The following is a 24335-nucleotide window of genomic DNA, read 5'->3' as shown; positions in this document are numbered from 1 at the left end:
TCGTGTTCGGTTAAAGGGATGAATGTTTTGAAACTTCTGTTAAATAATTACGTATATAATGAAAACAGGCTGAGGAGGGGTTTTATGACAGAATATAATAACAATGAGCTTATTATGTATGAAGAAGAGCCTTCATTTTTTGATCGTATGGATGAGTTTATGTTTAGCGGTTCAGGAGATGCTTTATTTACGATTATTCCAATTTTTATTGCTCTCATTGCTTTTATTGTTTTTTTTCTTATTATTAAATCCATTATACAAAGTGTTTCTACTTGGAACCAAAATAATAAACAACCTATAGTGAAAGAAGAAGCGATAGTTGTGGGAAAAAGAACAAGTATCCGTGGTGGTGGTGAGACGCGTGCGTACAATGATTATTATGTAACTTTTCAATTACCACAAGGAGAGCGTTTAGAGTTTCAAGTTAAGGGAACAGAATATGGGCAACTCATTGAAAAAGATCAAGGAGAGCTAGAATATCAAGGAACTAGATTTTTAGGGTTTAGTCGCTATCATGTGACATCTGAATAATATCATCACTGTTTCCGTTTGCTGTTATTAGTATGGCAGGCTTTGTCTTTTTAGGTCTTACTCAGGAAACCAATACTTTTATGCTATGAAGCCATTTCGAGCATTACTATCTACTATTGCAACAGCTGTATTAACATCTGGCATATGTATATCATTCATTTCGCTAAGTAATAGAGTTTCATAATGAGCCAATATTTACGCCTGTTTCAACCTTAATTCCTTTCGTTATTCCATCTGTTTGTTTATTCGTTTTTCTAGGTCTAACAGAAAAGAACCGATTAAAACCAAATGTCTGGGCAGATTATTATAAAGCGAGTTTTGATCCTACTGATGAAAAAGAATACAAACGAATGGCAGTATACGGAATCTTTCTGGTGCACTATGGATTTTTTTAATCGGTATTTTCCTTGCCATTGGATTTTTGGTTGGGTGGAAATTTTTATGGTTAATTTTTATTTTTACAATTGGTTTTCAGGTTCTGCTTGAGGCATATTTTGCGAATAAAAGAGTCAACTCATAATCAGTTAACATAAAAGGTCATTCAAGCTTGGATGGCCTATTTGCATTGACGTGTTAGGTGGCATTTCCAAAATGGAAGATAATCTATGTATTTGCATTAACGTAAATTGTAGCAGATAATATAAGTAGTTCATTTGGTTCCTTTAAATAATCTAGTTTAGTAGATGAGGGTAATAGCACAATGAACAAATAAAAAAAGTACCATAAAAAAAGAAAGCGAAGTGGAATTATGAGCCTCCGAATTTGTGAGGTGACTGCTGACAATTGGGTTGAAGTAGCCCTTTTATCAGTTGATGAACAACAGAAGGATTTTATTGAAAGTAATTCATTTTCATTGGCACAATCAAGATTCGAACCGCAGTGGCAATCTCTAGCTTTGTATGATGATGACACTATCATTGGATATGCAATGTGTGGTAAGGATATTAGTAATGGAGATGTATGGCTTGACCGTTTTATGATTGATCAAAAACAGCAAGGGAAAGGATATGGGAAAAGAACTCTTCCGATGTTAATTGATTACATTAAGAAACGATATCAGTGTGAAAAAATTTATTTAAGTATTTCTCCTGATAATAAAATCGCACAAAAGCTTTACGAACAGTTTGGTTTCAATTTAAATGGTGACATTGATAATAGTGGAGTAATAAGTGGATTAGTAATGGTATTAGATGAAACAAATACTCCACAACAAAAATTATTATAGTAAATTATATATTAAGGCTTTAGACGTGAAGAATTCTTCCGTTTGAAGCCTTTTCCTATGGGGTAAAAAGTATAGTGTTGTACAAAATAATCTATTTAGCTACGGTATGCTTTTGGGCTTTCGCTGCTATGTTGAATTGCTTTAGTCAGACATATTATTTGTGATAAATATCACAAATAACAATATTTTCACTATTTTAATAATGTTTGAGCAATATATTTTATTATTAAAATATATAGTGATAAACTACATGCATGAGGGGGATGTTAAAATGAAAAGATTACAAGATAAAGTAGCAATTATTACTGGTGGAGCAGGCGGAATTGGTAAAGGTATGGCTATGGCTTATGTTAAAGAAGGAGCAAAAGTAGCCATCATTGACGTAAATGCTGAAGCTGGTGAACAAACAATTAAAGAATTGCAAGCGCATTCACCGGAATCGATTTTTATACAAGCAAACCTTATGGAACATAATAAATTAAAAGGAATTGTAGACGAAGTAGTAGCAAAATTAGGTAAACTAGATATTCTAATTAACAATGCACACGCTTCTAAACAAGCACCTTTCGAAGAAACAACTCAAGAAATGCTAGACTTGTCATTTAATACAGGTTTCTATCCAACTTTCTATTTCATGCAAGCAGCATTACCTTACTTAAAAGAAACAAAAGGTAAAATCATTAACTTTGCATCTGGAGCAGGTATTAATGGTAATCCAAAACAAGCATCTTATGCAGCAGCAAAAGAAGCCATTCGTGGTATCTCGCGTGTAGCGGCAGATGAATTTGGACCTTACGGTATTAATGTAAATATTATTTCTCCAATTGCAAACTCACCTGGTATTCAACAATGGGCTCAAGCAGCACCAGAAGATTACAATGCAATGCTTTCAAGAATTCCTTTAAGAAGACTTGGAGAACTTGAAAGTGATCTAGGACGTGTAGCTGTATTCTTAGGTAGTGAAGACTCTGACTATATTACTGGTCAAACTATCATGGTTGATGGTGGAGCAATTAAATTACGATAATTTCTATTTATAATCGTCAGGAACTTATTTCCCTTCGGTTATAGGCTGTTAACTAGCAGTAAAGATATTCATACGATTAAATAAATGGGATGGTTTTTTCTTTGGGGTGGAAATAGTGGAAGGAACAGACACACTGAAATTAATTAGAATCATGCAGCAATATAACAATCAAGCGATATTTAAGTGGACGAAGGCTACGAACCATAATTTAGGGATTTCACCAATACTTGTATTGGCGGAACTTAAACATAAAGGTCCACAAAAGCAAACGGAATTAGCTCATACATTAGGCTATACACCAGGGGCATTAACAAATATTGCAAATAAATTAATTGTTCAAGAACTTGCTGAACGTATATACGATCAAAATGACCGTCGTTCAGTAATAATGAAAATCACCGATAAAGGTAGACAAGTATTACAGGAATCTGAAACAAAGGGACATGCCTTACATGCTGAGTTATTTCAAGTTTTAAGTGAAGATGAGCTAAAGCGATTTTTAGCGATTTACGAGAAGCTTGTTAACAACATGGATGTATAAAGGTTGTATTAGGGGGAGAGAAGATGGGACGCGTTCAAAATAAAGTAGCACTTGTAACAGGTGCAGCTTCAGGGATAGGTTTGTCTACTGCACAACTTTTAGCTAAAGAAGGTGCTAAGGTTGTTCTAGCAGATTTTAATGTTGAAGGTGCAAAAGAAGCGGCTGAAAACATTAAAAGTCTTGGTGGAGAAGCAGTTGGTATCTTTTTAGATGCTTCTAAAGAAGATTCTATTAAAGAAGCAGTTGAATTTACTGTAGCAGAATACGGTACAATTAACGTTTTATATAATAATGTTGGATTAACAAATCTACAAAAAGATTTAGATGCCGTTAATATTGATTTGGATGAGTGGGATCGTCTAATGAATGTTAATGCCAAAAGTGTTTTATTAGGTTGTCGTTTTGCCATTCCGCATATGATTAAAGCAGGTGGTGGATCCATTATTAATACTGCTTCAATGGCAGCATTTGCAGGAGATTCCATAAGATCTGCTTACGGTGCATCAAAGGCAGCTGTAGTGAATTTAACAAAATATATCGCAGCACAATATGGAAAAGATAAAATCCGTGTAAATGCAGTGGCACCAGGGTTAATTTTAACTCCTGCCGCTAAACAGAACATGCCAGCTGAAGTATTAGCGATTTTTGAAAAGTTCAACGCTCTTCCTTATCATGGAGAAGCAGAGGATATTGGACATACAGTTGTCTTTTTAGCCTCTGACGAATCAAAATTCATTACTGGACAAACGATTCAAGTTGAAGGTGGCCACTATATGGCTAACCCAAGTATTGCAGATTTCAGCAACTTTATGAAACAAGTTCAAAAATAAGAGAATTCTTTTATTTTAAAGCCCCGTTTTAGGTTAAAATAACTTAAAACGGGGTTTTTTAATAGGCTGTTTTCTAAAAGATTGTTGTTTTTATATGAGTTTATTGGATAAAAATAGCATAAAAAGGCCGGGTAGAGCGTAAGGTGCGAGACTCCTGCGGGAGCAGCGGGACAGGTGAGACCTCATAGACACTATGTGCCGGGGAAGTTCACTGCCCGCCCCGCGGAAAGCGAGCAACCTGGAGCGGAATGCAACTCAGTCTATATTCTCAACTTGTTCATAGTCAACAAAGTTTGCGAAAACTGCCTTTTAATATGAATTTAAAAAACTTGTTCTATAATCATTCTTACTTCTTTCATTAGCGGTAAAAATGAGCTTACTTTGAAACTATTAGGAGAGTGCAATGGAGCAATCTTTGATTGGAATATTTGTTGAGCATCCAGAATGGGCTGTTTGGATTAGTATCATTATTAGTATATTAGTGAGTATTGTGGGAGTTCTACCGAGTGTTTTCGTTACGGCTGCCAATATTGCCTTTTTTGGATTTGAGCAAGGTTTATATATCTCAATTGCTGGAGAGGCAATTGGAGCTATTGTTAGTTTTTATCTATATCGTAAAGGTGTTGATAAGCTTTCAGTTATAAGTCGAAATAAATTTATTTTACGGCTGCAGGAAGCAAAGGGAATTGAAGCCTTTCTTTTGATACTTGCTTTAAGACTATTCCCATTTGCACCTTCAGGATTGGTTACTTTAGCTGGTGCAAGTAGTGGTATGGGGATTGTAAGCTATTCTATTGCCAGCACTATCGGAAAAATACCAGCCTTATTTATAGAAGCCTTTGCTGTCAGCCAAGTGTTGAATTTAGGATGGAAGGCTCAGTTGATTCTAGTGATTACTTCTTTGGTTGTACTTGTAATCCTATATGTAAGAAAAAAATATGTTTTACTTAAGAGCTAGAAGCATATGTTTTTCATTGCAAGCACTCACAACTACTTCCATTATGTTATCATTCGTTCTTAATATTCTTATTATTTGCTTTCTACCTTTTTTACAATCTGCTAAAAAATACGATATAATTTTTAATGTAAATCTAAAATTAGGGGTTACGGATAATGAAAATATTAGTAGTAGAAGATCATGAATCGCTATTACATTCGATAAAAGGTATTTTAGAAAAGAGCTTTACAGTCGATATCGCTTCAAATGGTGAGGATGGCTATTTTCTTGCTCAACAAAATATTTATGATGCAATTATATTAGATGTTATGCTACCAGGTATGGATGGCTTTGAAATTTTAAGAAAATTACGTAGAGAAAATATCGAAACACCTGTGATGTTTCTGACGGCTCGGGATTCCTTAGAGGATCGAGTAAAGGGCTTGGATATTGGTGCAGATGATTATTTAGTCAAACCATTTCAAGCGCCAGAATTGGTCGCAAGAGTTCGAGCTTTATTAAGAAGAAGTGGGAATTTCACTAATGACCAGACAATTCGTTATAAAGGAATCGAATTACGAGGAAAAGAAAATGATATATTAATTGATGGAGAGCCTGTTAAGTTAACGTTAAAGCAATATGATTTACTTGAGTTTTTCATTGGAAACGTAGGATCTATTCTGACAAGAGAACAGATATATGACCGTATTTGGGGTTATGATTCAGATACAACAATAGGTGTTGTAGAAGTATTTACACATCATCTAAGGAAGAAGCTTGAACCGTTTGGATATGACAAAGATATTAAGACAGTTCGTGGAATAGGCTATATGCTTAAAAAGGAATAGGAGTAGTCGAATGTTTGAAAAGACGCGTATTAGACTAGCGATGCAAAATTCTATTATTTTGATACTAATCATCGGGGCGATAGCTGCGTCTGTATATTCTTATATGCAAGTACTATTGTATAGTGATTCTGATGATGATTTAAAAGATTTGCTTCATCAGTATGAAACTCTAGTAGAGAATCAATATATACCTTTGGAAGCAAGTATCACAAAGCCTACTTTTATTCAAGATCCTCGTGTACAGGTATTAATTTGGGACGATAAGAAAAAGTTAGTGCAAATAGACGACGAAGGCTTTCTGTTCTCTTCTAATCCAAAAGATTTTCGACCTATCCGTCAGCATGAAATTGAAGAAAAAAGTTCACATGGCTATTATTTTCGTAGTATCTCAGCCAAATTCTCAACTGATTATGGAGATTTTACCGTACAGTTATTGCGTAATGTAAATTCAGAACAGGAAATGTTGCAGCGGGTAGGAGCGCTTTTAGCATTAGGTACGATGGTAGGAGGCATTTTGGCTATTGTAGCTGGCTTTTATTTAGCAGGAGTGGCGCTTGTTCCAATTAATGAAGCCTTGACTAAACAGAAACAATTTGTTTCCGACGCTTCTCATGAGCTTCGTACACCATTAGCTGTTATACAGTCGCGAGCGGACCTCTTACTGCGTTCTCCAAAGGATACGATTGAAGCAAAGGCTGTTGATATATCCGTTATTTCGAAAGAAACGAGAAGATTATCAAAGCTAGTTAGTAACTTATTGTTATTAGCACGGACCGATACGAATAGATTAGATATAAAGAAAGAAAAGTTTCGACTCAATGAGGCGATACAAGAAGTAATTGCACCTTATAAAGAGCTAGCGGAATTACAGGAGAAAAAAATTATTATCAAATGTGATGAGCCAATTGAGATGTTCGGAGATATTGAAAGAATCCATCAGCTTGTTGTTATACTTTTAGATAATGCCTTAAAGTTCACAACAGAACATGGGGAAATTAATGTTATTTGTAGAAAAGTGAATAATGGTGTTGAGTTATCGGTTGCAGATAATGGAATAGGTATAAGCAAAAAGGATATACCTTATGTCTTCGATCGCTTTTTCCAAGGTGAAAAATCTCGCTCGGTGCCAGAAGGTACAGGGTTGGGGTTGTCTATCGCGAAATGGATTGTAGAACAGCATCAAGGGAAAATTAAAGTGAATAGTGAAGAAGGGAAAGGTACGATTTTTAGAATAACATTTCCAAAATAACCAATAGTAGCGTATGATGTAAGCAAAACAAAATGTAGTTATGCTACAATGTTTAAATAATATACTTTTTATGGAAGTAAGGAGATGAAGAGATGACTTGGATTCTAGCTGCTATGACATTACCAGCTTTGTTAGTCTATGTTTTCACAAGAGTCACTTATAATCACTTCGTCGGTTTGTCACTTTCGGTAGCTTTAATTGCCGCATCTGCATATGCAGGTTATACAGATACATGGACATTCATTATTCTTGATGCCATTTCTTTAACGTTTGGTCTATGGTTATCCATTCGCTTTATTAAACATAATACACGTCAGGGGCTGTCTCAAAAGTGATGATTAATCTCTTTTAAGATCCCTTTTCGCTTTAAATCCATAATTTTTATGACTTTGTAACGTATTTTTACTGTTCTTGCCTCTTTTTAAGAGAGTATTGTTAAAGTGGGGCATTAATCTGCTCTTTCCGCGTGAGTCTCTCGGATTTCACTTAAAAAATGAACATAAACATAAGATTATAATGCAAGAGGGTGTCCTATAAAAGCATAGCTTTTGGAACATCCTCTTTTTGGTTTGTAAGGTTAAAAATGCTCGTGTAAGGTTGAAATTGATAATAGGAATCAACGGACCCTTGTTTAAGTAAAAGCTGCTTTCTAGAACTTTTGAATAAGTAGTGCGGATGAAATGAGATTCCCTACTGATGCTATGAACTAGAAAATGGAACTTTAGCATTCTTCTAATTACTTTTATCGAATAAATGTTCGCTTTTGATGGTTAGACTTTAGTTGTTTGTGGTAGAATGTCTATATATTATTTTGTTCGTCAAAGATAAATAGGAATACAAAGTAGGAGGCCCGTTTTCATGAATGAATTTCAATTAGTTTCAAAATATTCTCCACAAGGAGATCAGCCTCAAGCTATCCAAACGTTAGTAAAAGAAATACAATCTGGAAAGAAACTTCAAACTTTGTTAGGAGCAACAGGAACAGGGAAAACGTTCACTGTTTCAAATGTTATTAAAGAAGTAAATAAACCAACGTTAGTTATTGCGCATAATAAAACATTAGCTGGGCAATTGTATAGTGAATTTAAGGAGTTTTTCCCAAATAACGCAGTGGAATACTTTGTCAGTTATTATGATTATTATCAGCCAGAAGCATATGTCCCTCAAACAGACACATTTATAGAAAAAGATGCAAGCATCAATGATGAAATTGATAAACTACGTCACTCTGCTACATCTTCTTTATTTGAACGGAATGATGTCATCATTATTGCCAGCGTATCTTGTATTTATGGTTTAGGGTCTCCAGAAGAATATCGAGAGCTAGTCGTTTCCTTACGAACTGGGATGGAGATAGAAAGAAATAAACTATTACATAAGCTTGTAGATGTTCAATATGCAAGGAATGATATCGATTTTAAGCGTGGTACATTTCGAGTACGTGGTGATGTTGTAGAAATATTTCCAGCGTCTCGAGATGAGCACTGTATTAGAATTGAATTTTTTGGTGATGAAATTGATCGGATTCGCGAAGTAGACGCACTAACAGGAGAAGTACTTGGAGAACGTGAACACGTAGCTATATTCCCAGCATCTCACTTCGTTACTCGTGAAGAAAAGATGAAGGTAGCTATTGAAAATATTGAGAAAGAGTTAGAAGAACAGCTTGTTGTATTTAAAGAACAGGGTAAATTATTAGAAGCTCAACGGATTGAGCAACGTACTCGCTATGATTTAGAAATGATGAGAGAAATGGGCTTCTGTTCTGGAATTGAAAACTATTCAAGACATTTGACATTAAGACCACCTGGTTCAACACCATATACATTATTGGATTACTTTCCAAAAGACTTTTTACTTGTTATTGATGAGTCCCATGTTACGCTGCCCCAAATCAGAGGTATGTTTAATGGTGACCAAGCGCGTAAACAAGTTCTTGTTGACCACGGTTTCCGTCTTCCGTCAGCTATGGATAATCGACCATTACGATTTGATGAGTTTGAGGAAAAGGTAGGTCAGGCTATTTTTGTATCAGCTACACCTGGCCCATATGAATTAGAGCATTGTCCGGAAATGATTGAACAGATTATTCGACCTACAGGATTGCTTGATCCAACGATAGATATTCGACCAATTCAAGGTCAAATTGATGATTTGATTGGAGAGATTCAAGATCGCGTGAAACGGAATGAACGCGTTCTTATTACAACATTAACGAAGAAAATGTCTGAGGATTTAACGGATTATTTAAAAGAAATTGGTATTAAGGTGCAATATTTACATTCAGAAGTGAAGACATTGGAACGAATTGAAATTATTCGTGAACTTCGCTTAGGAAAATATGATGTTTTAGTAGGAATTAATCTACTGAGAGAAGGTTTAGATATTCCAGAAGTTTCGTTGATTGCCATTTTAGATGCTGATAAAGAAGGATTCTTACGTTCGGAACGATCGTTAATTCAAACGATTGGTAGGGCAGCCAGAAATGAACATGGTCATGTCATTATGTATGCTGATAAGATTACCAATTCAATGGAGCTCGCAATCAGTGAAACGAAACGACGTCGTATGATTCAGGAAGCATATAATGAAAAGCATGGAATCACACCTACAACGATTCAAAAAGATATACGAGATGTTATTAAGGCTACACAGACGGTTGATGAGCAAGAAAGCAATGAACCAGCTATTAGATTAGATAAATTAAGTAAAAAAGAACGTGAAAAAGTAATCACAAATATGGAAAAAGAAATGAAGGAAGCAGCCAAAGCATTGAATTTCGAGCGAGCTGCTGAGCTGCGTGATTTAATATTAGAGTTGAAACTGGAAGGATGACAAGAAAATGGCAATGGATAAAATAGAAATAAAAGGAGCAAGGGTCCATAACTTAAAAAATATTGATGTCACAATTCCAAGAGATAAATTGGTTGTATTAACGGGATTATCTGGATCAGGTAAGTCATCTCTTGCTTTTGATACGATATATGCAGAAGGCCAACGACGATATGTGGAATCATTATCTGCTTATGCTCGGCAGTTTTTAGGGCAAATGGATAAACCAGACGTAGATACGATTGAAGGGTTATCACCAGCTATTTCGATTGATCAAAAAACAACCAGCCGTAATCCTCGTTCAACAGTAGGGACTGTAACAGAAATTTATGATTATTTACGTCTTTTATATGCTCGTGTCGGTAGACCGACATGTCCAAATCATAATATAGAGATTTCTTCTCAAACAATCGAACAAATGGTAGATCGAATTGTTGAATATCCAGAAAAAACAAGACTGCAAGTATTGGCTCCAGTTGTATCTGGAAGAAAAGGAACACATGCAAAGGTTTTGGAAGATATCAAGAAACAAGGTTATGTTCGTGTTCGAGTAGATGGAGAAATCTATGATATTGGAGACGATATTGAACTTGAAAAAAATAAAAAGCATGACATTGAAGTCATTATTGACCGTATTGTATTAAAAGAAGGAATTGAAGCGCGATTATCCGATTCATTAGAAAGTGCGTTAAAGTTAGGTGAAGGTAAGGTCATTATTGAGATAATTGGTCAGGAAGAGTTGCTTTTTAGCGAACATCATGCTTGCCCATTATGTGGGTTTTCTATCGAAGATCTAGAGCCGAGAATGTTTTCCTTTAATAGTCCATTTGGAGCTTGTCCAGATTGTGATGGTTTAGGATCAAAGTTAGAGGTAGATCTTGATTTAGTCATCCCAAATAAAAACGTAAGTTTACGAGAACATGCGATTGCACCATGGGAGCCAACAAGCTCACAGTATTATCCAACTTTACTTCAGGCAGTAGCGGATCATTATGGTATTGATATGGATATGCCCGTTAAAGATATTCCGCCTTCACTAATGGATAAGATTTTGTACGGATCAGGGAAAGAAAAAATTTATTTCCGTTATGAAAATGAATTCGGTCAAGTTAGAGAAAATCATATCGAATTTGAAGGAGTTATTCGAAACGTAGAGCGACGTTACAAAGAAACTTCTTCAGATTATGTTCGAGAACAAATGGAAAAATATATGGGTGAGCATTCTTGTCCTACTTGTAAGGGGTATCGCTTAAAGAAAGAAGCTCTTTCTGTATTGATTAATGGAGATCATATCGGGAAAATTACCTCACTTTCTATTGAAGATGCATATAAATGGTTTGATAATCTAGATTTAACTGAGAAAGAAATGCAAATTGCGAACTTGATTCTTAGAGAAATAAAAGAAAGATTAGGGTTCCTTGCAAATGTTGGCTTGGAGTATTTAACTTTGAGCAGAGCGGCTGGAACGCTTTCAGGTGGAGAAGCACAACGAATTCGATTAGCTACTCAAATTGGTTCTCGATTAACAGGCGTACTTTACATTTTAGATGAACCCTCAATCGGGTTACATCAACGAGACAATGACCGATTAATTAGTACGTTGAAGAATATGCGTGACATTGGAAATACGTTGATAGTCGTGGAGCATGACGAAGATACGATGTTAGCAGCCGATTATTTAATCGATGTTGGCCCAGGAGCTGGTATTCATGGTGGAACAATCATTTCTGAAGGAACTCCAGAATATGTCATGAATGATGAGAATTCTTTAACTGGACAATATTTATCTGGTAAAAAGTTTATTCCGCTTCCTGATGAACGAAGAAAGTCAGATGGACGTTTTATTGAAATTAAAGGTGCAAAAGAAAATAATTTGAAAAATGTGAATGTAAAATTCCCTTTAGGCACATTTATTGCTGTTACTGGCGTATCTGGTTCAGGAAAAAGTACGCTTGTTAATGAAATTCTTCATAAATCATTAGCGCAGAAATTGCATAAAGCAAAAGCGAAACCAGGACAGTTTAAGGAAATCAAGGGTGTTGATCATTTAGATAAAGTTATAGATATTGATCAATCACCAATAGGAAGAACGCCAAGATCGAATCCAGCTACGTACACCAGTGTTTTTGATGATATAAGAGATGTATTTGCTTCAACGAATGAAGCAAAGGTGCGAGGCTATAAGAAAGGACGCTTTAGCTTTAATGTTAAGGGTGGCCGTTGTGAAGCTTGTCGTGGTGATGGAATCATTAAAATAGAGATGCATTTCCTGCCAGATGTCTATGTTCCATGTGAGGTCTGTCATGGTAAGCGATATAATCGTGAAACGCTGGAAGTAAAATATAAAGGCAAAAATATTGCTGATATTCTAGATATGACGGTTGAAGATGCGGTGGATTTCTTCGAAAATATTCCGAAAATCAGTCGTAAACTACAAACAATCTATGATGTAGGGTTAGGATATATTACATTAGGGCAGCCAGCTACGACTTTATCTGGTGGCGAAGCACAGCGTGTAAAGTTGGCAGCAGAATTACATCGACGTTCAAACGGACGCTCTTTGTATATATTAGATGAACCTACAACTGGTTTACATGTTGATGATATATCAAGATTATTAGTCGTTTTACAGCGTCTGGTTGAAAATGGAGATACAGTATTAGTCATTGAACATAATCTAGATGTAATTAAAGCAGCAGATTATATCATTGATTTAGGACCAGAGGGTGGAGCAAAAGGAGGAACGATTATTGCTACAGGGACACCTGAGGAAATAATCGAAGAGGAAGCTTCTCATACGGCAAGATACTTAAAGCCTATTTTAGAACGTGATCGTAAAAGAATGAACGATTTAGTGAAAGAGAAAGCGAATGTATAGAACGAATCCAGATTGTTTTCATATATTAACAGTCATGAATTCTTATTGAGAATACTTTGGTTTTAGATCTTTTAAAAAGGGTAAGATGTAGATTGTACCCTGATATAATGAAGTATTGTATAAGAGGGTGTTCGCCAACAAATAAACTTTGGCACACCCTCTTTTTTTGCAAATTACATAGAAGAATAGAAAAATATGCTTCAATGTCGAAATGCCTTTGTTAAATATTTACAATAAATGTGATATTTCTTAGGAAATAATCGCAATGATTACATACATTGTCGTTTTAAGAAGTCGAAGGATGGAAATAGAAAGGTATTTTTTCTTGAAACCTATTTAAGGAATAATCGTATTAAAACTATAAGGTGTGAAAAGAGGAGAGGGTTACACATGGAGACAAATAAAGTGATTTCAGCACTCAGTTATTTTAGTGTGTTTTTTGCCCCGTTAATTGTTCCGATTATTATTTATTTTGTTAGTGATGATTCTTTTGTTAAAAAACATGCCAAATCGAGTTTGATTTCGCATATTATCCCGGCATTATACATACCTTTTCTAATTGGAGCTTTCATTTATGATGTAGGGCAATCATCTGAGTTCCCGGCAGTATTTTTAATATTTATGGCTTTATTTTTGATTTTGAACATAGTTATTTTTATTTGGAATATTGTTAGAGGAGTTAAACTATTAGTTAAGTAGGTTAAGGTTAGGTTTTGTTCACCTCACCTCACACAAAAAAGTGTGTATATTAAAAATAATTAAAATTTTTATTATTGGATAGAAAATCAGTTATTGTCGTATAAAAGTTTAAGGATAAATTGAATGGAGGAATAAAAAATGAATGAAGAGAAAAAAAGAATACTTAGTTTAGTTGAGGAAGGAAAAATCACTGCAAGTGAAGCATTAACTTTATTAGAATTACTAGAGCAAGAGAAACAGCATAATCAAGAAAAAGAAAAAGAAATGATTACGGAGCTATCAACGGTTGTTGTTTTAGATGAAGAAGAGAAAAAAGAACAAAAAACAGAGAAAAAAGTAGCTTCAGCGAAAGACATGATTTTAGATTTTGTGGATAATATCTTTACAAAAGTAAAAGATTTAGATTTAAACTTTACTAAACATACTGAAATTAATCATATTTTTCATGATCAATCATCGACGTTTGATGAAATCAATATTGAAGTAGCAAATGGAAATGTAGAAGTTGTATCTTGGGATCAACCTGGTGTGAAAATAGAATGTGAAGCAAAGGTATATCGTACGGAAGATCAAACGGAAGCTCGTAAAATGTTACTAGACGAGATCACGTTTGATGTGAAGGATTCGAAATTATATTATATAGTGGGCCAAAAATGGATAAGAGTTCATAGCAAAATCTATGTACCGTCATCACAATATGAAAAAGTTCGTTTGCGTCTTTTCAATGGTACAATTGCAGCTAGTCAATTACAAGTTGAACAATTTAAAGCGAAAACAGCGAATGGAAAAATTACATTAGATCATATTGTTAGTAAATCAGCTAGTGTTGAGACAGCGAATGGGAATATTGATCTAAATGATATTCATATAGATAAATTCGATTGTGAAACGATTAATGGTTCTGTGAATAGTAAAGGAACATTCGAATATGCTGAAATTGAAACTTTTAATGGGGGAATTTATGTAAAAGATTTCAATGAAAAAGCAAAAAATATCCATGCAAAATCTACTTCAGGATCAATTGCTATTACAGTGCCTCAAAATATAATCGTTGTTGGGGAAGCACGATCTAATTTAGGAGGCTTACATGTCGATGTCCAAGGTATGAAAATCATTGATGAGAAAAAAGAGGTTGTTCAAAAATTTATGAAGTTTGATAACGAGCAAAATGAAGACCTGAAGGTATATGTGGATTCTAGAACAGGAAGTGTGTCTGTTCTTCAAAAATAAGAACCCTTATGATAGCAAACAAAATGGGCGTGAGTGAATGGTTTCACTTACGCCTATTTGCATGAAACGAAAGTATTCAATGTAAAATGTCTGTTTGGCTCATTAAGGAAAAAAGCTAATCGAAAGAAATAAATCTCCTAACTAAGCTCCACTCATTGGCTAAGAGACATTGCTAATAGAGTTGACAAAAAACTATCTGATCAACGGTTGGTTGATTCAAACGAGTGTCCTAGAGCAGAATTTAGTCAATACGCACTACTGTTTATTTTCATTTGCAACAGGCCTTTATTTTTGATTTTGGTAAATAATAAAAGGATCATATCCTTGTTTTCGTAGCTTGTTTGCTAATATTTCTGCATGTTGTTTGTTTTTATAAGCTCCTATTTGTACTTTGTAGATGCCTTTTAGTGGTTCGTTAATCGTTGGTGGTTCAGGAAACTTTTTTAACTCATACTCTTCAGCTATGGCTTTAGCAATAGCCTCTCCACATGCCTTCCTATATGTTTCTGAACGTAATAATTTGATCTCGTCTGAATTGGTCATAAAACCACATTCAATTAATACTGCTGCCATTTTTGTTTCACGAAGTACGTGGAAATTAGAAGTTCTCACTCCACGATCCTTTAATCCAGTGGCGATAATAAGATTCGTTTGGATTTTTTCAGCAAGTGATAATGATCTTTTACTTGCATGATTATGAATAAATGTTTCAATACCGTTTGCATCATTCCATGTATTTCCATCTCCTGAAGCGTTAGCATGAATGGATATAAAGCAGGTGGCTTGTATTAAATTGGCTTGGTCGGTCCTGGTTTTTAAAGGTACATCATGTTTATCATTATGAGTGTAGATAACATTAACATTTTGATAGGTCAATATAGCTGCTTTCGTATATGCGGCTATGGCACGATTTATTTCATATTCCTTTAATCCATCAGGACTTCTTTTTCCTGGTGTATGATATCCGTGGCCAGCATCTAATACTACTTTCATTTTTTTCCCTCCCTTATTGCTTGTCGTAATATGATATGAATGCTTGTACAAAAAGGAGCGGGACAGCTATAGAAACTTTCCATTCCTCTTTAGAAAAATTTATTATGATTTTCAGCGTAGATAAAAGTGTCTTATGAATGGAAGTTTCACTTTATAAATAATTTGTTTATACTAGTAAATATGGTGAAATGAATGATGATAGTTAAAGAAGTCCTTCATTATGGTTCTTCTCAAGATTCAGCTCTAATTGTCAAATCAGTGAGAGCTTCGTTACATCTAAGTGTCACCTATATACATAAGAAATTTGGAATTTTTTAGTTTGCACAAAAAGTGCTAAACTAAAAAAGCACTCTTTACATGGTTAAAGGAGGATTTAAATTGGCGAAAGTACGTACGAAAGATATATATGAAAAGTTTAAGATGGAATTGATAAGTGGTGAAGAAGGGATTAGTAAACCAATCTCAACAAGCGATTTATCACGTCCAGGAATTGAAATTGCAGGATTTTATGAATATTATCCAGCTGAGAGAATGCAATTATTAGGAAAAACAGAGTTAACATTCTTTAATAAGCTTAGTAAATCGGAAAGAAAAGATCGAATGGATATGCTTTGTAAAGATATTACTCCAGGTATTATTATTACAAGAGGGCAGGAGGTTCCACCTGAGTTAATTGAAGCTTCAGAACGTGAATCTGTACCTGTTCTACGTTCCTCGATGACTACCACTCGATTATTTAGTCACATTACAAATTATTTAGAAAGCAAGCTGGCTCCAACTACAGCCGTTCATGGTGTATTAGTGGATATTTATGGAGTAGGTGTATTAATTACAGGGAAAAGTGGCGTAGGTAAAAGTGAAACAGCACTTGAACTTGTAAAGAGAGGTCATCGATTAGTGGCAGATGATTGTGTTGAAATACGTCAAGAGGATCAGTCTACACTTGTAGGTGGAGCACCAGAATTAATTGAGCATTTATTGGAGATTAGAGGATTAGGTATTATAAATGTTATGACATTATTCGGTGCAGGATCTGTTTTAAGCCACAAGAAAATTTCATTAATAATTAATCTAGAGCTATGGGAAAAAAATAAGCATTATGATCGCTTAGGTTTAGATGATGAGAAGCAAAGAATTATTGATACAGAGATTCCCCGTTTAACAGTACCAGTACGTCCTGGACGAAATTTAGCTGTTATTATTGAAGTAGCTGCTATGAATTTCCGACTTAAACGAATGGGAATGAATGCAGCACAACAATTCTCAAGTAAATTATCTGAAGTTATTGATGAGCGAGATCACGAAGGATTATAAGTTGATTAGGGGAAAGGAAGAGAGGATATTACATGGACAAACATATAGAACCTATTAATCCAATTGCCATTGAAATCGGTTCGTTCTCGGTTCACTGGTACGGAGTTATTATTGGTACAGGCTTATTGCTTGGCTTATTATTAGCCTTAAGAGAGTCGGAAAAAAGGGGAATAAAGAAAGAAAAGTTTTTAGATATGATATTATATGCCGTACCGATTTCTATTATTTGTGCGCGTATTTATTATGTGATATTTCAATGGGACTACTATTCACAAAATCCAGGAGATATCATTAAGATTTGGAATGGTGGTATTGCGATTCATGGAGCTTTAATTGGGGCTGTATTGACGGCAATTGTATTTTGTCGCATTAATAAGCTATCCTTTTGGAAGATTGCTGATATTGCAGCACCGAGTATACTATTAGGTCAAGCGATTGGGCGATGGGGAAACTTTATTAACCAAGAAGCTTTTGGTGATGAAGTAAGTCGTCAATTTTTAGAAAATTTATATATTCCTGAGTGGATTATCAATCAAATGTATATTGATGGTTCCTATTATCATCCGACATTCTTGTATGAATCTTTATGGAATTTTGCTGGAGTCATACTTCTCCTTCTATTGCGTAAAGTAAATTTAAGACGTGGAGAATTGTTCCTATCCTATGTGATCTGGTATAGTATTGGTCGCTTCTTTATTGAAGGACTAAGAACGGATAGTTTAATGTTGACTGAAAGTCTACGTATGGCACAAGTTATCTCCATTGTTTTAGTTGTAGGAGCGATTATTCTATTAATTGTTCGTCGTGTGAAAGGGTATAGTAAGGACCGATATTTAGATTTATAATAGCGTCGAGTGATTTTATAATCCTTCTCAACAAATCAATTGCTTCATAATGATTTGTTGAGAAGGATATATGTCTTTTATTGACTAAAAATTTAAATAATTTATAGATTTACATTTTGATTTATAGATTTAGCATCGTTGCTAAATGAGATTTGTTTCTTATGGAAAGTATAAAAAGTACTATAGAAAGCTCTAACAGGCATTAACTTATAGGGATTAAAAAGGAAAACTGTTTTCAAAAAAATTTTGTATTTAAATATGTTCAGTGAATAAAATGAGCAAAAAAGTCGATTGGAACGTAAGGTGCGAGACTCTCGCGGAAAGCGAGTATCCTCCTGAAGCTGAACTCAATCTTTATTCACTACTTGTTAATAGGCAACAGTTTGTGAAAAACCAAAGGGCAAAGCAATATACTAAGTGATTTACCTAAAGTTTGTTATGACAAATTTAGGAGCTTGCGTTTTAATGAGGGGGATTGCTTATGAAAAAAATTTCGTGGAAAAAAGGGATATTATCGGGGTTTAAAACAACATGGGTATTAGGGAAGGTGATATTTCCTATTACGTTTATTATCACTCTGCTAGGGTTTACTCCTGTCTTGCAAAAGATTGTTGATTTTATATCACCAGTTATGAAAGTCTTTGGATTGCCAGGAGAAGCGGCTGTTCCACTTGTATTAGGGAATTTTTTGAATTTATATGCTGGAATTGGTGGAATACTATCATTAGATTTGACAGTAAAAGAGGTATTCATTATTGCTGTCATGCTGTCATTCGCTCATAATATTTTCATTGAAACAAGTGTAGCTTTAAGCGTTGGCGTGAGGTTATGGGTCGTTTTATTAGTTAGATACGGCTTGGCATTTATATCAGCTATTATTATTAATATTGTTTGGTCAGGTGGAGATGAAATAGCGAAATACGGATTTGCTCAAATGAATCAGGCTCATCCAAATGGGGTTTTTGAAATGATCCTTTTATCAGCAGAAAAAGCGGCGATGGGCATTCTTCAATTAGCTATTATCGTTATTCCTTTAATGTTTTGTATTCAAATTATGAAAGATTTACGATGGATGGATGCTATTTCAAAACGAATGGGACCGGTTACTAGGTCATTAGGGATGAGCGAAAACACCTCTTTTACTTTGCTTTCAGGACTTGTTTTCGGACTTGCATATGGAGCAGGAGTAATGATTCAAGCTGTTCGAGAAGATGGAGTTAGTAGAAAGGATGCCACATTAGCAATTATCTTTCTAGTAGCTTGCCATGCTGTTGTTGAAGATACGATTATTTTTATACCGCTTGGTATACCTGTCATTTATTTATTACTTATACGACTGATTGTAGCCATACTGCTCACCATGCTTGTGGCTTATGCATGGAGAAGAGCAGATATGAATAAAAGGAAGGAAGCAACTTATGGACATTAGCATCAATACTTTGTTATTCGATTTAGATGGGACTCTCCTAAATACGAATGATTTGATTATTGCTTCATTTACTGATACGTTAAATCATTACTATCCTAACAAATATAAAAAGGAAGATATTCTGCAATTTATGGGTCCTCCTTTAGAAGAGGCTTTTCGTTCGATCGATGAAAATCAGGCTGTAGAGATGGTGGCTCATTATCGTGAACATAATTGGAAGAATCATGATAGGTTAGTAAAAGAATTCGAAGGAGTTTATGAAACGATTGTTGCATTAAAAGCAGCTGGATATAAAATGGCTATAGTTACAACGAAAATAAGAGAAGTGGTATTAAAAGGTTTAAAGCTAGGGAGACTTGAGTCTTTCTTTGATGTTGTCATTACCATTGATGATGTACAGCACGCTAAACCTGATCCAGAACCTATTTTTTTAGCATTAGAAAAATTACATTCTAAAACAGAGGAAACCATTATGGTTGGAGATAATCATCATGATATACTAGCAGGTAAGAATGCCGGTACGCTTACTGCAGGAGTAGCTTGGACACTTAAGGGGAAAGAGTACTTAAACTCATTTGGTCCAGATTTTATGCTAGATAATATGAAAGACTTATTACAAATATTAAAGGTTGATGATTATGAGGAGAACCAAACGATATCAGGTAGAGGGTGCTAATTCATTATGGCATGTATATAAAACAGTTCCTTTTTGGAAGGTTGTTCGTAATTTTATCGTTATACAAATGGCTAGATATACACCATTTCTCGGAATGAAGAATTGGCTTTATCGTACATTTTTGGGTATGAAGGTTGGAGATCAAACATCGTTTGCATTAATGGTCATGCTAGATGTGATGTTTCCAGAAAAGATTTCTGTCGGTCGTAATACGGTGATTGGATACAATACCACGATACTCGCACATGAATATTTAATTAAAGAATATCGCTTAGGTAAAGTGCAAATTGGTAATGAAGTTATGATTGGAGCAAACACGACTATTCTTCCTGGTGTTATTATTGGTGATGGTGCTATTGTTTCTGCTGGTACGGTTGTTCATAAAGATGTACCTGCAGGTTCATTCGTGGGGGGCAATCCAATGACGATTGTATATACGAAAGAGCAATTAGAAGAACGCTGGAAAGACGATCCTATCTATGGTGTGAACGTGGGCTCTTAAACAATTCAATATCAGTGTTGATCTTCTCAAAAGACAGTTTTGTAAAAGATTGTTGTTTTTAAATATATGTTCGGTGAATATATATTTAGCATAAAAAGGTCGATTGGAGCGGAATTCACCTCAGCCCATCTCCAATAATAGTGTATAGGGAACAAAGTATGTAAAAACTTCCAATGAAATAATGATTGTATTCAATATATTCGGAATACGTAAGGTGTCTACAATGTGGTACAAAATCATATTGTAGACACCTTTTTGTTTAGGAAATGATAAAAACCTATACATGTGAAAAACTTATTTTCCGAATATGTTGAAGTCCAGCTTCAACGGTACTTCCTCAGGATTATAAGCCAATCCGATTAGAAGGTTAAGGAATAACTTTCTGGTCGGAACCGTCTTATGTTGGCTGAGGTCTATAGGATGTTCCTTACTAGCAAGAAGGAGCATGCGCCTTTGTTTTAATAGAAAAGGGAATTTAAGACAAGTATCCCTCTTGACGAACAATTGCAAGAAGAGTACACTACTAATAACTTTATGTTTTAGTATATTAGCGAACTAAAGTGTTTTGGTGAATTAAGTGATAATGTTGATGAATTAGGGTACGATTAATATATCAGAATATTCTTTAAGAGGTGAGGGGAATGACGAAGTTATTCATGTTTGAAAAGCCACTAGGAATGAGGGATACTCTTCCACTGCTATATGAAGCAAAAAATAAAATTCGTAATAAAATGTTACAAGAAATAACGAGTTGGGGTTATCAAATGATTGAAACTCCAGCTCTTGAATATTATGAAACGGTAGGAGAAGCATCTGCTATTCATGACCAACAATTATTTAAGCTATTAGATCAGCAAGCTCACACTCTCGTTTTGCGTCCTGATATGACAGCTCCTATTGCTCGTGTCGCAGCTTCAAAGCTTTTAAAAAACAGAATTCCACTTCGACTTGCATACTCGGCCAAGGTTTTTCGAGCTCAGCAAAGAGAAGGAGGAAGACCAGCAGAGTTCGAACAAATAGGTGTTGAATGTATTGGCAATTCTGGTGTTAGTGGTGATGCGGAATCTATTGCGCTTTTAATTTCTACATTACAAGCAGCTGGTTTAAAAGAATTCAAAGTTTCGATTGGTCACATTGGTTTTGTTCAGGAATTATTTCTTCATATTTTGGGTAATGAAGAAAGGGCAGAACAATGTCGTAAATTCTTATTCGAAAAAAACTATGTAGGTTTTCGTGAACATGTAAAATCTTTGCATCTATCCTCAATTGATAAACAAAGAATACTAACGTTGCTCAATCTTAGAGGTACAGAAGAAATCTTTCAATTAGGGAAAAGCATCCTTGAAAATGAGATTGGCATCCATGCCATTGAAGAACTTGAAGCGTTATGGCATCAGTTAAAAGAATACGATGTCCAAGCCTATGTAAGCTTTGATTTAACATTAGTAAGTCATATGAGCTATTATACGGGGATTTTATTTGAAGTGTACACCAATCATGTAGGTTTACCAATTGGAAATGGTGGGAGATATGATAATTTATTAAATAAATTTGGATGGCAATCGCCTGCAACAGGCTTTGCGATTATGGCTGATCGTTTATTAGAAGCGTTAGGTGAACTTGAAGAATGCAATGATATCAAGTGTATTTTGTATAGTAAAGAAAATAGAAAAGAAGCTATTTTATTAGCCAAAAATCTACGAGATAACGGAGATCTTGTTGTACTGCAGGATATTAGTGGAGTAGATGATGTGGATGCCTTTACGAAAAGTTTTCAAACTGTTCAGTATTTAATAGGTAGCAGAAAGGAGCAAACATCCTATGAATGATTTTTTGACCATAGCTATGCCTAAAGGAAGAATTTTTGAAGAGGCAGCGGATTTATTACGAGCGGCCAAATTTCAGCTTCCTCCTGAATTTGATGACAATCGTAAATTAATTTTAGAAGTGGAAGAAGAAAACATCCGATTTATCTTAGCGAAACCAATGGATGTAGCTACTTATGTTGAACAGGGTGTAGCGGATATTGGTATTGCTGGTAAAGATGTCATGATGGAGGAAGATCGTGATGTTTATGAGCTGTTAGATTTGAAAATTAGTGCATGTTATTTAGCTGTCGCTGGTTTACCAGAAACGAAGCTTAGTGATGTAGCTCCTAAGGTCGCGAGTAAATACCCGAACGTTGCGTCTAGTTTTTTCCGAGAGCAGGGAGAACAAGTAGAGATTATTAAGCTGAACGGTTCTATTGAGTTAGCACCGCTTATTGGATTAGCTGAGCGAATTGTTGATATTGTTTCCTCTGGACAGACATTAAAAGAAAATGGGTTAGTAGAATATGAAAAAATCGCAGATGTTACTTCACGATTAATTGCTAATCCAGTTTCCTATCGAATTAAAGAGAAGCGTATTTCAGACTTAGTAAATCGCCTAGCAGATGTTATTCAATAGAGATCATAATGAGCTGAAGAAACGGGGAATAGCTATGAAAATTGAGAAGCGTACACCTAATTTATCTTTAAAAAGATCAGTAGATTCAGGGACAGCTGAACAAAGAGAAACTGTTCGAAAGATTATTTCTACTGTTCGAGAACAAGGAGACGAGGCTTTATTTGCTTATACGAAAGAATTTGATCAAGTAGAGCTGAAAAGTTTTGTGGTTACGGAAGATGAGATAGAAGCAGCTGTAAAGACAATGGATCACAGTATCTTAACGATTATGAAAGAAGCAGCTCAAAACATAGAAAGTTTTCACCAAAAGCAACGAAGAAATTCTTGGATGAATACTGAGGAATCCGGAACGATTCTTGGACAAAAGATCACACCTCTTGATTCGGTAGGTTTGTATGTGCCAGGTGGAACGGCAGCATATCCATCTTCCGTTTTTATGAATGTGATGCCAGCGAAAGTAGCGGGAGTGAAAAGAATTGTAATGGTTTGTCCTCCTGGAAAAGATGGCTCATTACCAGCTTCTGTGTTAGCTGCAGCCTCTATTGCAGGTGTTACTGAAATATACAAGGTCGGTGGAGCACAGGCGATAGCAGCGCTGGCATATGGAACGGAAAGTATTAAAAAAGTAGATAAAATAACTGGACCAGGTAATATTTACGTTGCTTTAGCGAAAAGAGAAGTGTTTGGAGATGTAGACATTGATATGATTGCAGGTCCAAGTGAAATAGCGGTATTAGCTGATGACACGGCCATTGCAGCTGAAGTAGCAGCAGATTTACTTTCACAGGCTGAACACGATACTAGAGCTTGTAGTGTATTGGTTACTAGTTCGATGAAATTAGCAGAAGAAACGGTTAAACAGGTTGAAGAACAGCTTGCTAAATTACCACGACAGGATATTGCGAGAAAATCTATAGAGGATTATGGAAGAGTGATAGTAACAGAAACGATAGATGAAGCCATTGAAGCAATAAATGAAATTGCCCCAGAACATTTAGAGGTGATTGTAGAAGAACCCATGTCAATATTAGGTAAGATACGCCATGCAGGTGCGATTTTTCTAGGGAGATATAGCTCGGAACCAGTAGGAGATTACTTTGCAGGTCCAAACCATGTATTACCTACAAATGGTACAGCCCGTTTTTCAAGTCCTTTAAATGTAGATGATTTCCAAAAGAAATCGAGCATTATTATGTACAGTCAGGCAGATTTTGAAAAAAATGCAGATAAAATTGCTGCCTTTGCTAGATTGGAAGGCTTAGAGGCACATGCTAGAGCCATTGATATTCGTAAAAAATAAG

The 24335-nt window shown here is 35.2% G+C and carries 22 protein-coding genes; 21 read left to right on the top strand and 1 reads right to left on the bottom strand.

Annotation, left to right across the window (positions count from 1 at the left end):
• Window positions 1-84: 84 nt before the first annotated feature.
• From BN349_RS14410 to BN349_RS14345, 13 genes are all read left to right on the top strand, one after another.
• On the top strand, window positions 85-531 hold the full coding sequence (locus tag BN349_RS14410; RefSeq protein WP_019243032.1) for a DUF2500 domain-containing protein: 447 nt from the start codon (window positions 85-87) through the stop codon (window positions 529-531).
• Between the two features lie 748 nt (window positions 532-1279).
• Window positions 1280-1756 (top strand): GNAT family N-acetyltransferase, encoded by a 477-nt coding sequence (locus BN349_RS14400; RefSeq protein ID WP_019243030.1) that lies wholly within the window; start codon window positions 1280-1282, stop codon window positions 1754-1756.
• A gap of 271 nt (window positions 1757-2027) precedes the next feature.
• The gene (locus BN349_RS14395) at window positions 2028-2783 is read left to right on the top strand and encodes an SDR family NAD(P)-dependent oxidoreductase (protein ID WP_019243029.1); all 756 of its coding nucleotides are present in this window, start codon (window positions 2028-2030) and stop codon (window positions 2781-2783) included.
• 115 nt (window positions 2784-2898) lie between these two features.
• The gene (locus BN349_RS14390) at window positions 2899-3324 is read left to right on the top strand and encodes a MarR family winged helix-turn-helix transcriptional regulator (protein ID WP_019243028.1); all 426 of its coding nucleotides are present in this window, start codon (window positions 2899-2901) and stop codon (window positions 3322-3324) included.
• A 23-nt stretch (window positions 3325-3347) separates the two neighbouring features.
• Window positions 3348-4154, top strand: coding sequence for an SDR family NAD(P)-dependent oxidoreductase (locus tag BN349_RS14385; protein WP_019243027.1), 807 nt, complete (start codon window positions 3348-3350; stop codon window positions 4152-4154).
• Window positions 4155-4557: 403 nt separating this feature from the next.
• Entirely contained in the window at window positions 4558-5112 is a 555-nt protein-coding gene (locus BN349_RS14380) for a TVP38/TMEM64 family protein (protein ID WP_019243026.1), read from the top strand.
• 155 nt (window positions 5113-5267) lie between these two features.
• Complete coding sequence (locus BN349_RS14375; RefSeq protein WP_019243025.1) at window positions 5268-5939, top strand: response regulator transcription factor; 672 nt, start codon at window positions 5268-5270, stop codon at window positions 5937-5939.
• A 10-nt stretch (window positions 5940-5949) separates the two neighbouring features.
• Window positions 5950-7188 (top strand): sensor histidine kinase, encoded by a 1239-nt coding sequence (locus tag BN349_RS14370; protein WP_019243024.1) that lies wholly within the window; start codon window positions 5950-5952, stop codon window positions 7186-7188.
• Between the two features lie 92 nt (window positions 7189-7280).
• Window positions 7281-7523: a CsbA family protein gene (locus tag BN349_RS14365; RefSeq protein WP_019243023.1), complete on the top strand. Its 243-nt coding sequence runs from the start codon at window positions 7281-7283 to the stop codon at window positions 7521-7523.
• A gap of 523 nt (window positions 7524-8046) precedes the next feature.
• Window positions 8047-10023 carry an excinuclease ABC subunit UvrB gene (gene uvrB, locus BN349_RS14360; protein WP_019243022.1) on the top strand — a complete coding sequence of 659 codons (1977 nt, stop codon included), beginning with the start codon at window positions 8047-8049 and terminating at the stop codon, window positions 10021-10023.
• Window positions 10024-10030: 7 nt separating this feature from the next.
• Window positions 10031-12898 carry an excinuclease ABC subunit UvrA gene (gene uvrA / locus BN349_RS14355; RefSeq protein ID WP_019243021.1) on the top strand — a complete coding sequence of 956 codons (2868 nt, stop codon included), beginning with the start codon at window positions 10031-10033 and terminating at the stop codon, window positions 12896-12898.
• A gap of 390 nt (window positions 12899-13288) precedes the next feature.
• A complete protein-coding gene (locus tag BN349_RS14350; protein WP_019243020.1) occupies window positions 13289-13597 on the top strand; it encodes a DUF4870 domain-containing protein in 309 nt (102 codons plus the stop codon).
• A 138-nt stretch (window positions 13598-13735) separates the two neighbouring features.
• On the top strand, window positions 13736-14827 hold the full coding sequence (locus BN349_RS14345; RefSeq protein ID WP_019243019.1) for a DUF4097 family beta strand repeat-containing protein: 1092 nt from the start codon (window positions 13736-13738) through the stop codon (window positions 14825-14827).
• Window positions 14828-15112: 285 nt separating this feature from the next.
• Here BN349_RS14345 and BN349_RS14340 read toward each other — a convergent pair whose 3' ends face one another.
• On the bottom strand, window positions 15113-15820 hold the full coding sequence (locus tag BN349_RS14340; RefSeq protein ID WP_019243018.1) for an N-acetylmuramoyl-L-alanine amidase: 708 nt from the start codon (window positions 15818-15820) through the stop codon (window positions 15113-15115).
• 378 nt (window positions 15821-16198) lie between these two features.
• On the opposite strand from BN349_RS14340, the gene hprK reads away from it, so the two are divergent.
• The 8 genes from hprK to hisD all read left to right on the top strand — a co-directional run bounded on the left by hprK (window position 16199) and on the right by hisD (window position 24334).
• Window positions 16199-17134: an HPr(Ser) kinase/phosphatase gene (gene hprK, locus BN349_RS14335; RefSeq protein WP_019243017.1), complete on the top strand. Its 936-nt coding sequence runs from the start codon at window positions 16199-16201 to the stop codon at window positions 17132-17134.
• 32 nt (window positions 17135-17166) lie between these two features.
• Complete coding sequence (lgt, locus tag BN349_RS14330; RefSeq protein ID WP_019243016.1) at window positions 17167-17979, top strand: prolipoprotein diacylglyceryl transferase; 813 nt, start codon at window positions 17167-17169, stop codon at window positions 17977-17979.
• A gap of 481 nt (window positions 17980-18460) precedes the next feature.
• Entirely contained in the window at window positions 18461-19408 is a 948-nt protein-coding gene (locus BN349_RS14325; protein ID WP_019243015.1) for a nucleoside recognition domain-containing protein, read from the top strand.
• A complete protein-coding gene (gene ppaX, locus BN349_RS14320) occupies window positions 19404-20084 on the top strand; it encodes a pyrophosphatase PpaX (protein WP_026089321.1) in 681 nt (226 codons plus the stop codon). Before BN349_RS14325 ends, ppaX begins: the two co-directional genes overlap by 5 nt.
• Entirely contained in the window at window positions 20047-20586 is a 540-nt protein-coding gene (locus BN349_RS14315; protein ID WP_019243013.1) for an acyltransferase, read from the top strand. Before ppaX ends, BN349_RS14315 begins: the two co-directional genes overlap by 38 nt.
• A 641-nt stretch (window positions 20587-21227) precedes the next feature.
• Window positions 21228-22415 carry an ATP phosphoribosyltransferase regulatory subunit gene (locus BN349_RS14310; RefSeq protein ID WP_019243012.1) on the top strand — a complete coding sequence of 396 codons (1188 nt, stop codon included), beginning with the start codon at window positions 21228-21230 and terminating at the stop codon, window positions 22413-22415.
• On the top strand, window positions 22408-23034 hold the full coding sequence (hisG, locus tag BN349_RS14305; protein ID WP_019243011.1) for an ATP phosphoribosyltransferase: 627 nt from the start codon (window positions 22408-22410) through the stop codon (window positions 23032-23034). The genes BN349_RS14310 and hisG overlap by 8 nt, the downstream gene beginning before the upstream one ends.
• A gap of 34 nt (window positions 23035-23068) precedes the next feature.
• Window positions 23069-24334: a histidinol dehydrogenase gene (gene hisD, locus BN349_RS14300; protein WP_026089320.1), complete on the top strand. Its 1266-nt coding sequence runs from the start codon at window positions 23069-23071 to the stop codon at window positions 24332-24334.
• Window position 24335 lies beyond the last annotated feature (1 nt).

It is taken from the genome of Bacillus sp. AP8 (assembly GCF_000321185.1).
GTDB classification, from domain to species: domain Bacteria; phylum Bacillota; class Bacilli; order Bacillales; family DSM-1321; genus Bacillus_AD; species Bacillus_AD massilioanorexius.
Note: the sequence above shows the minus strand (reverse complement) of the source record. Positions and strands in the feature narration are given on the sequence as shown.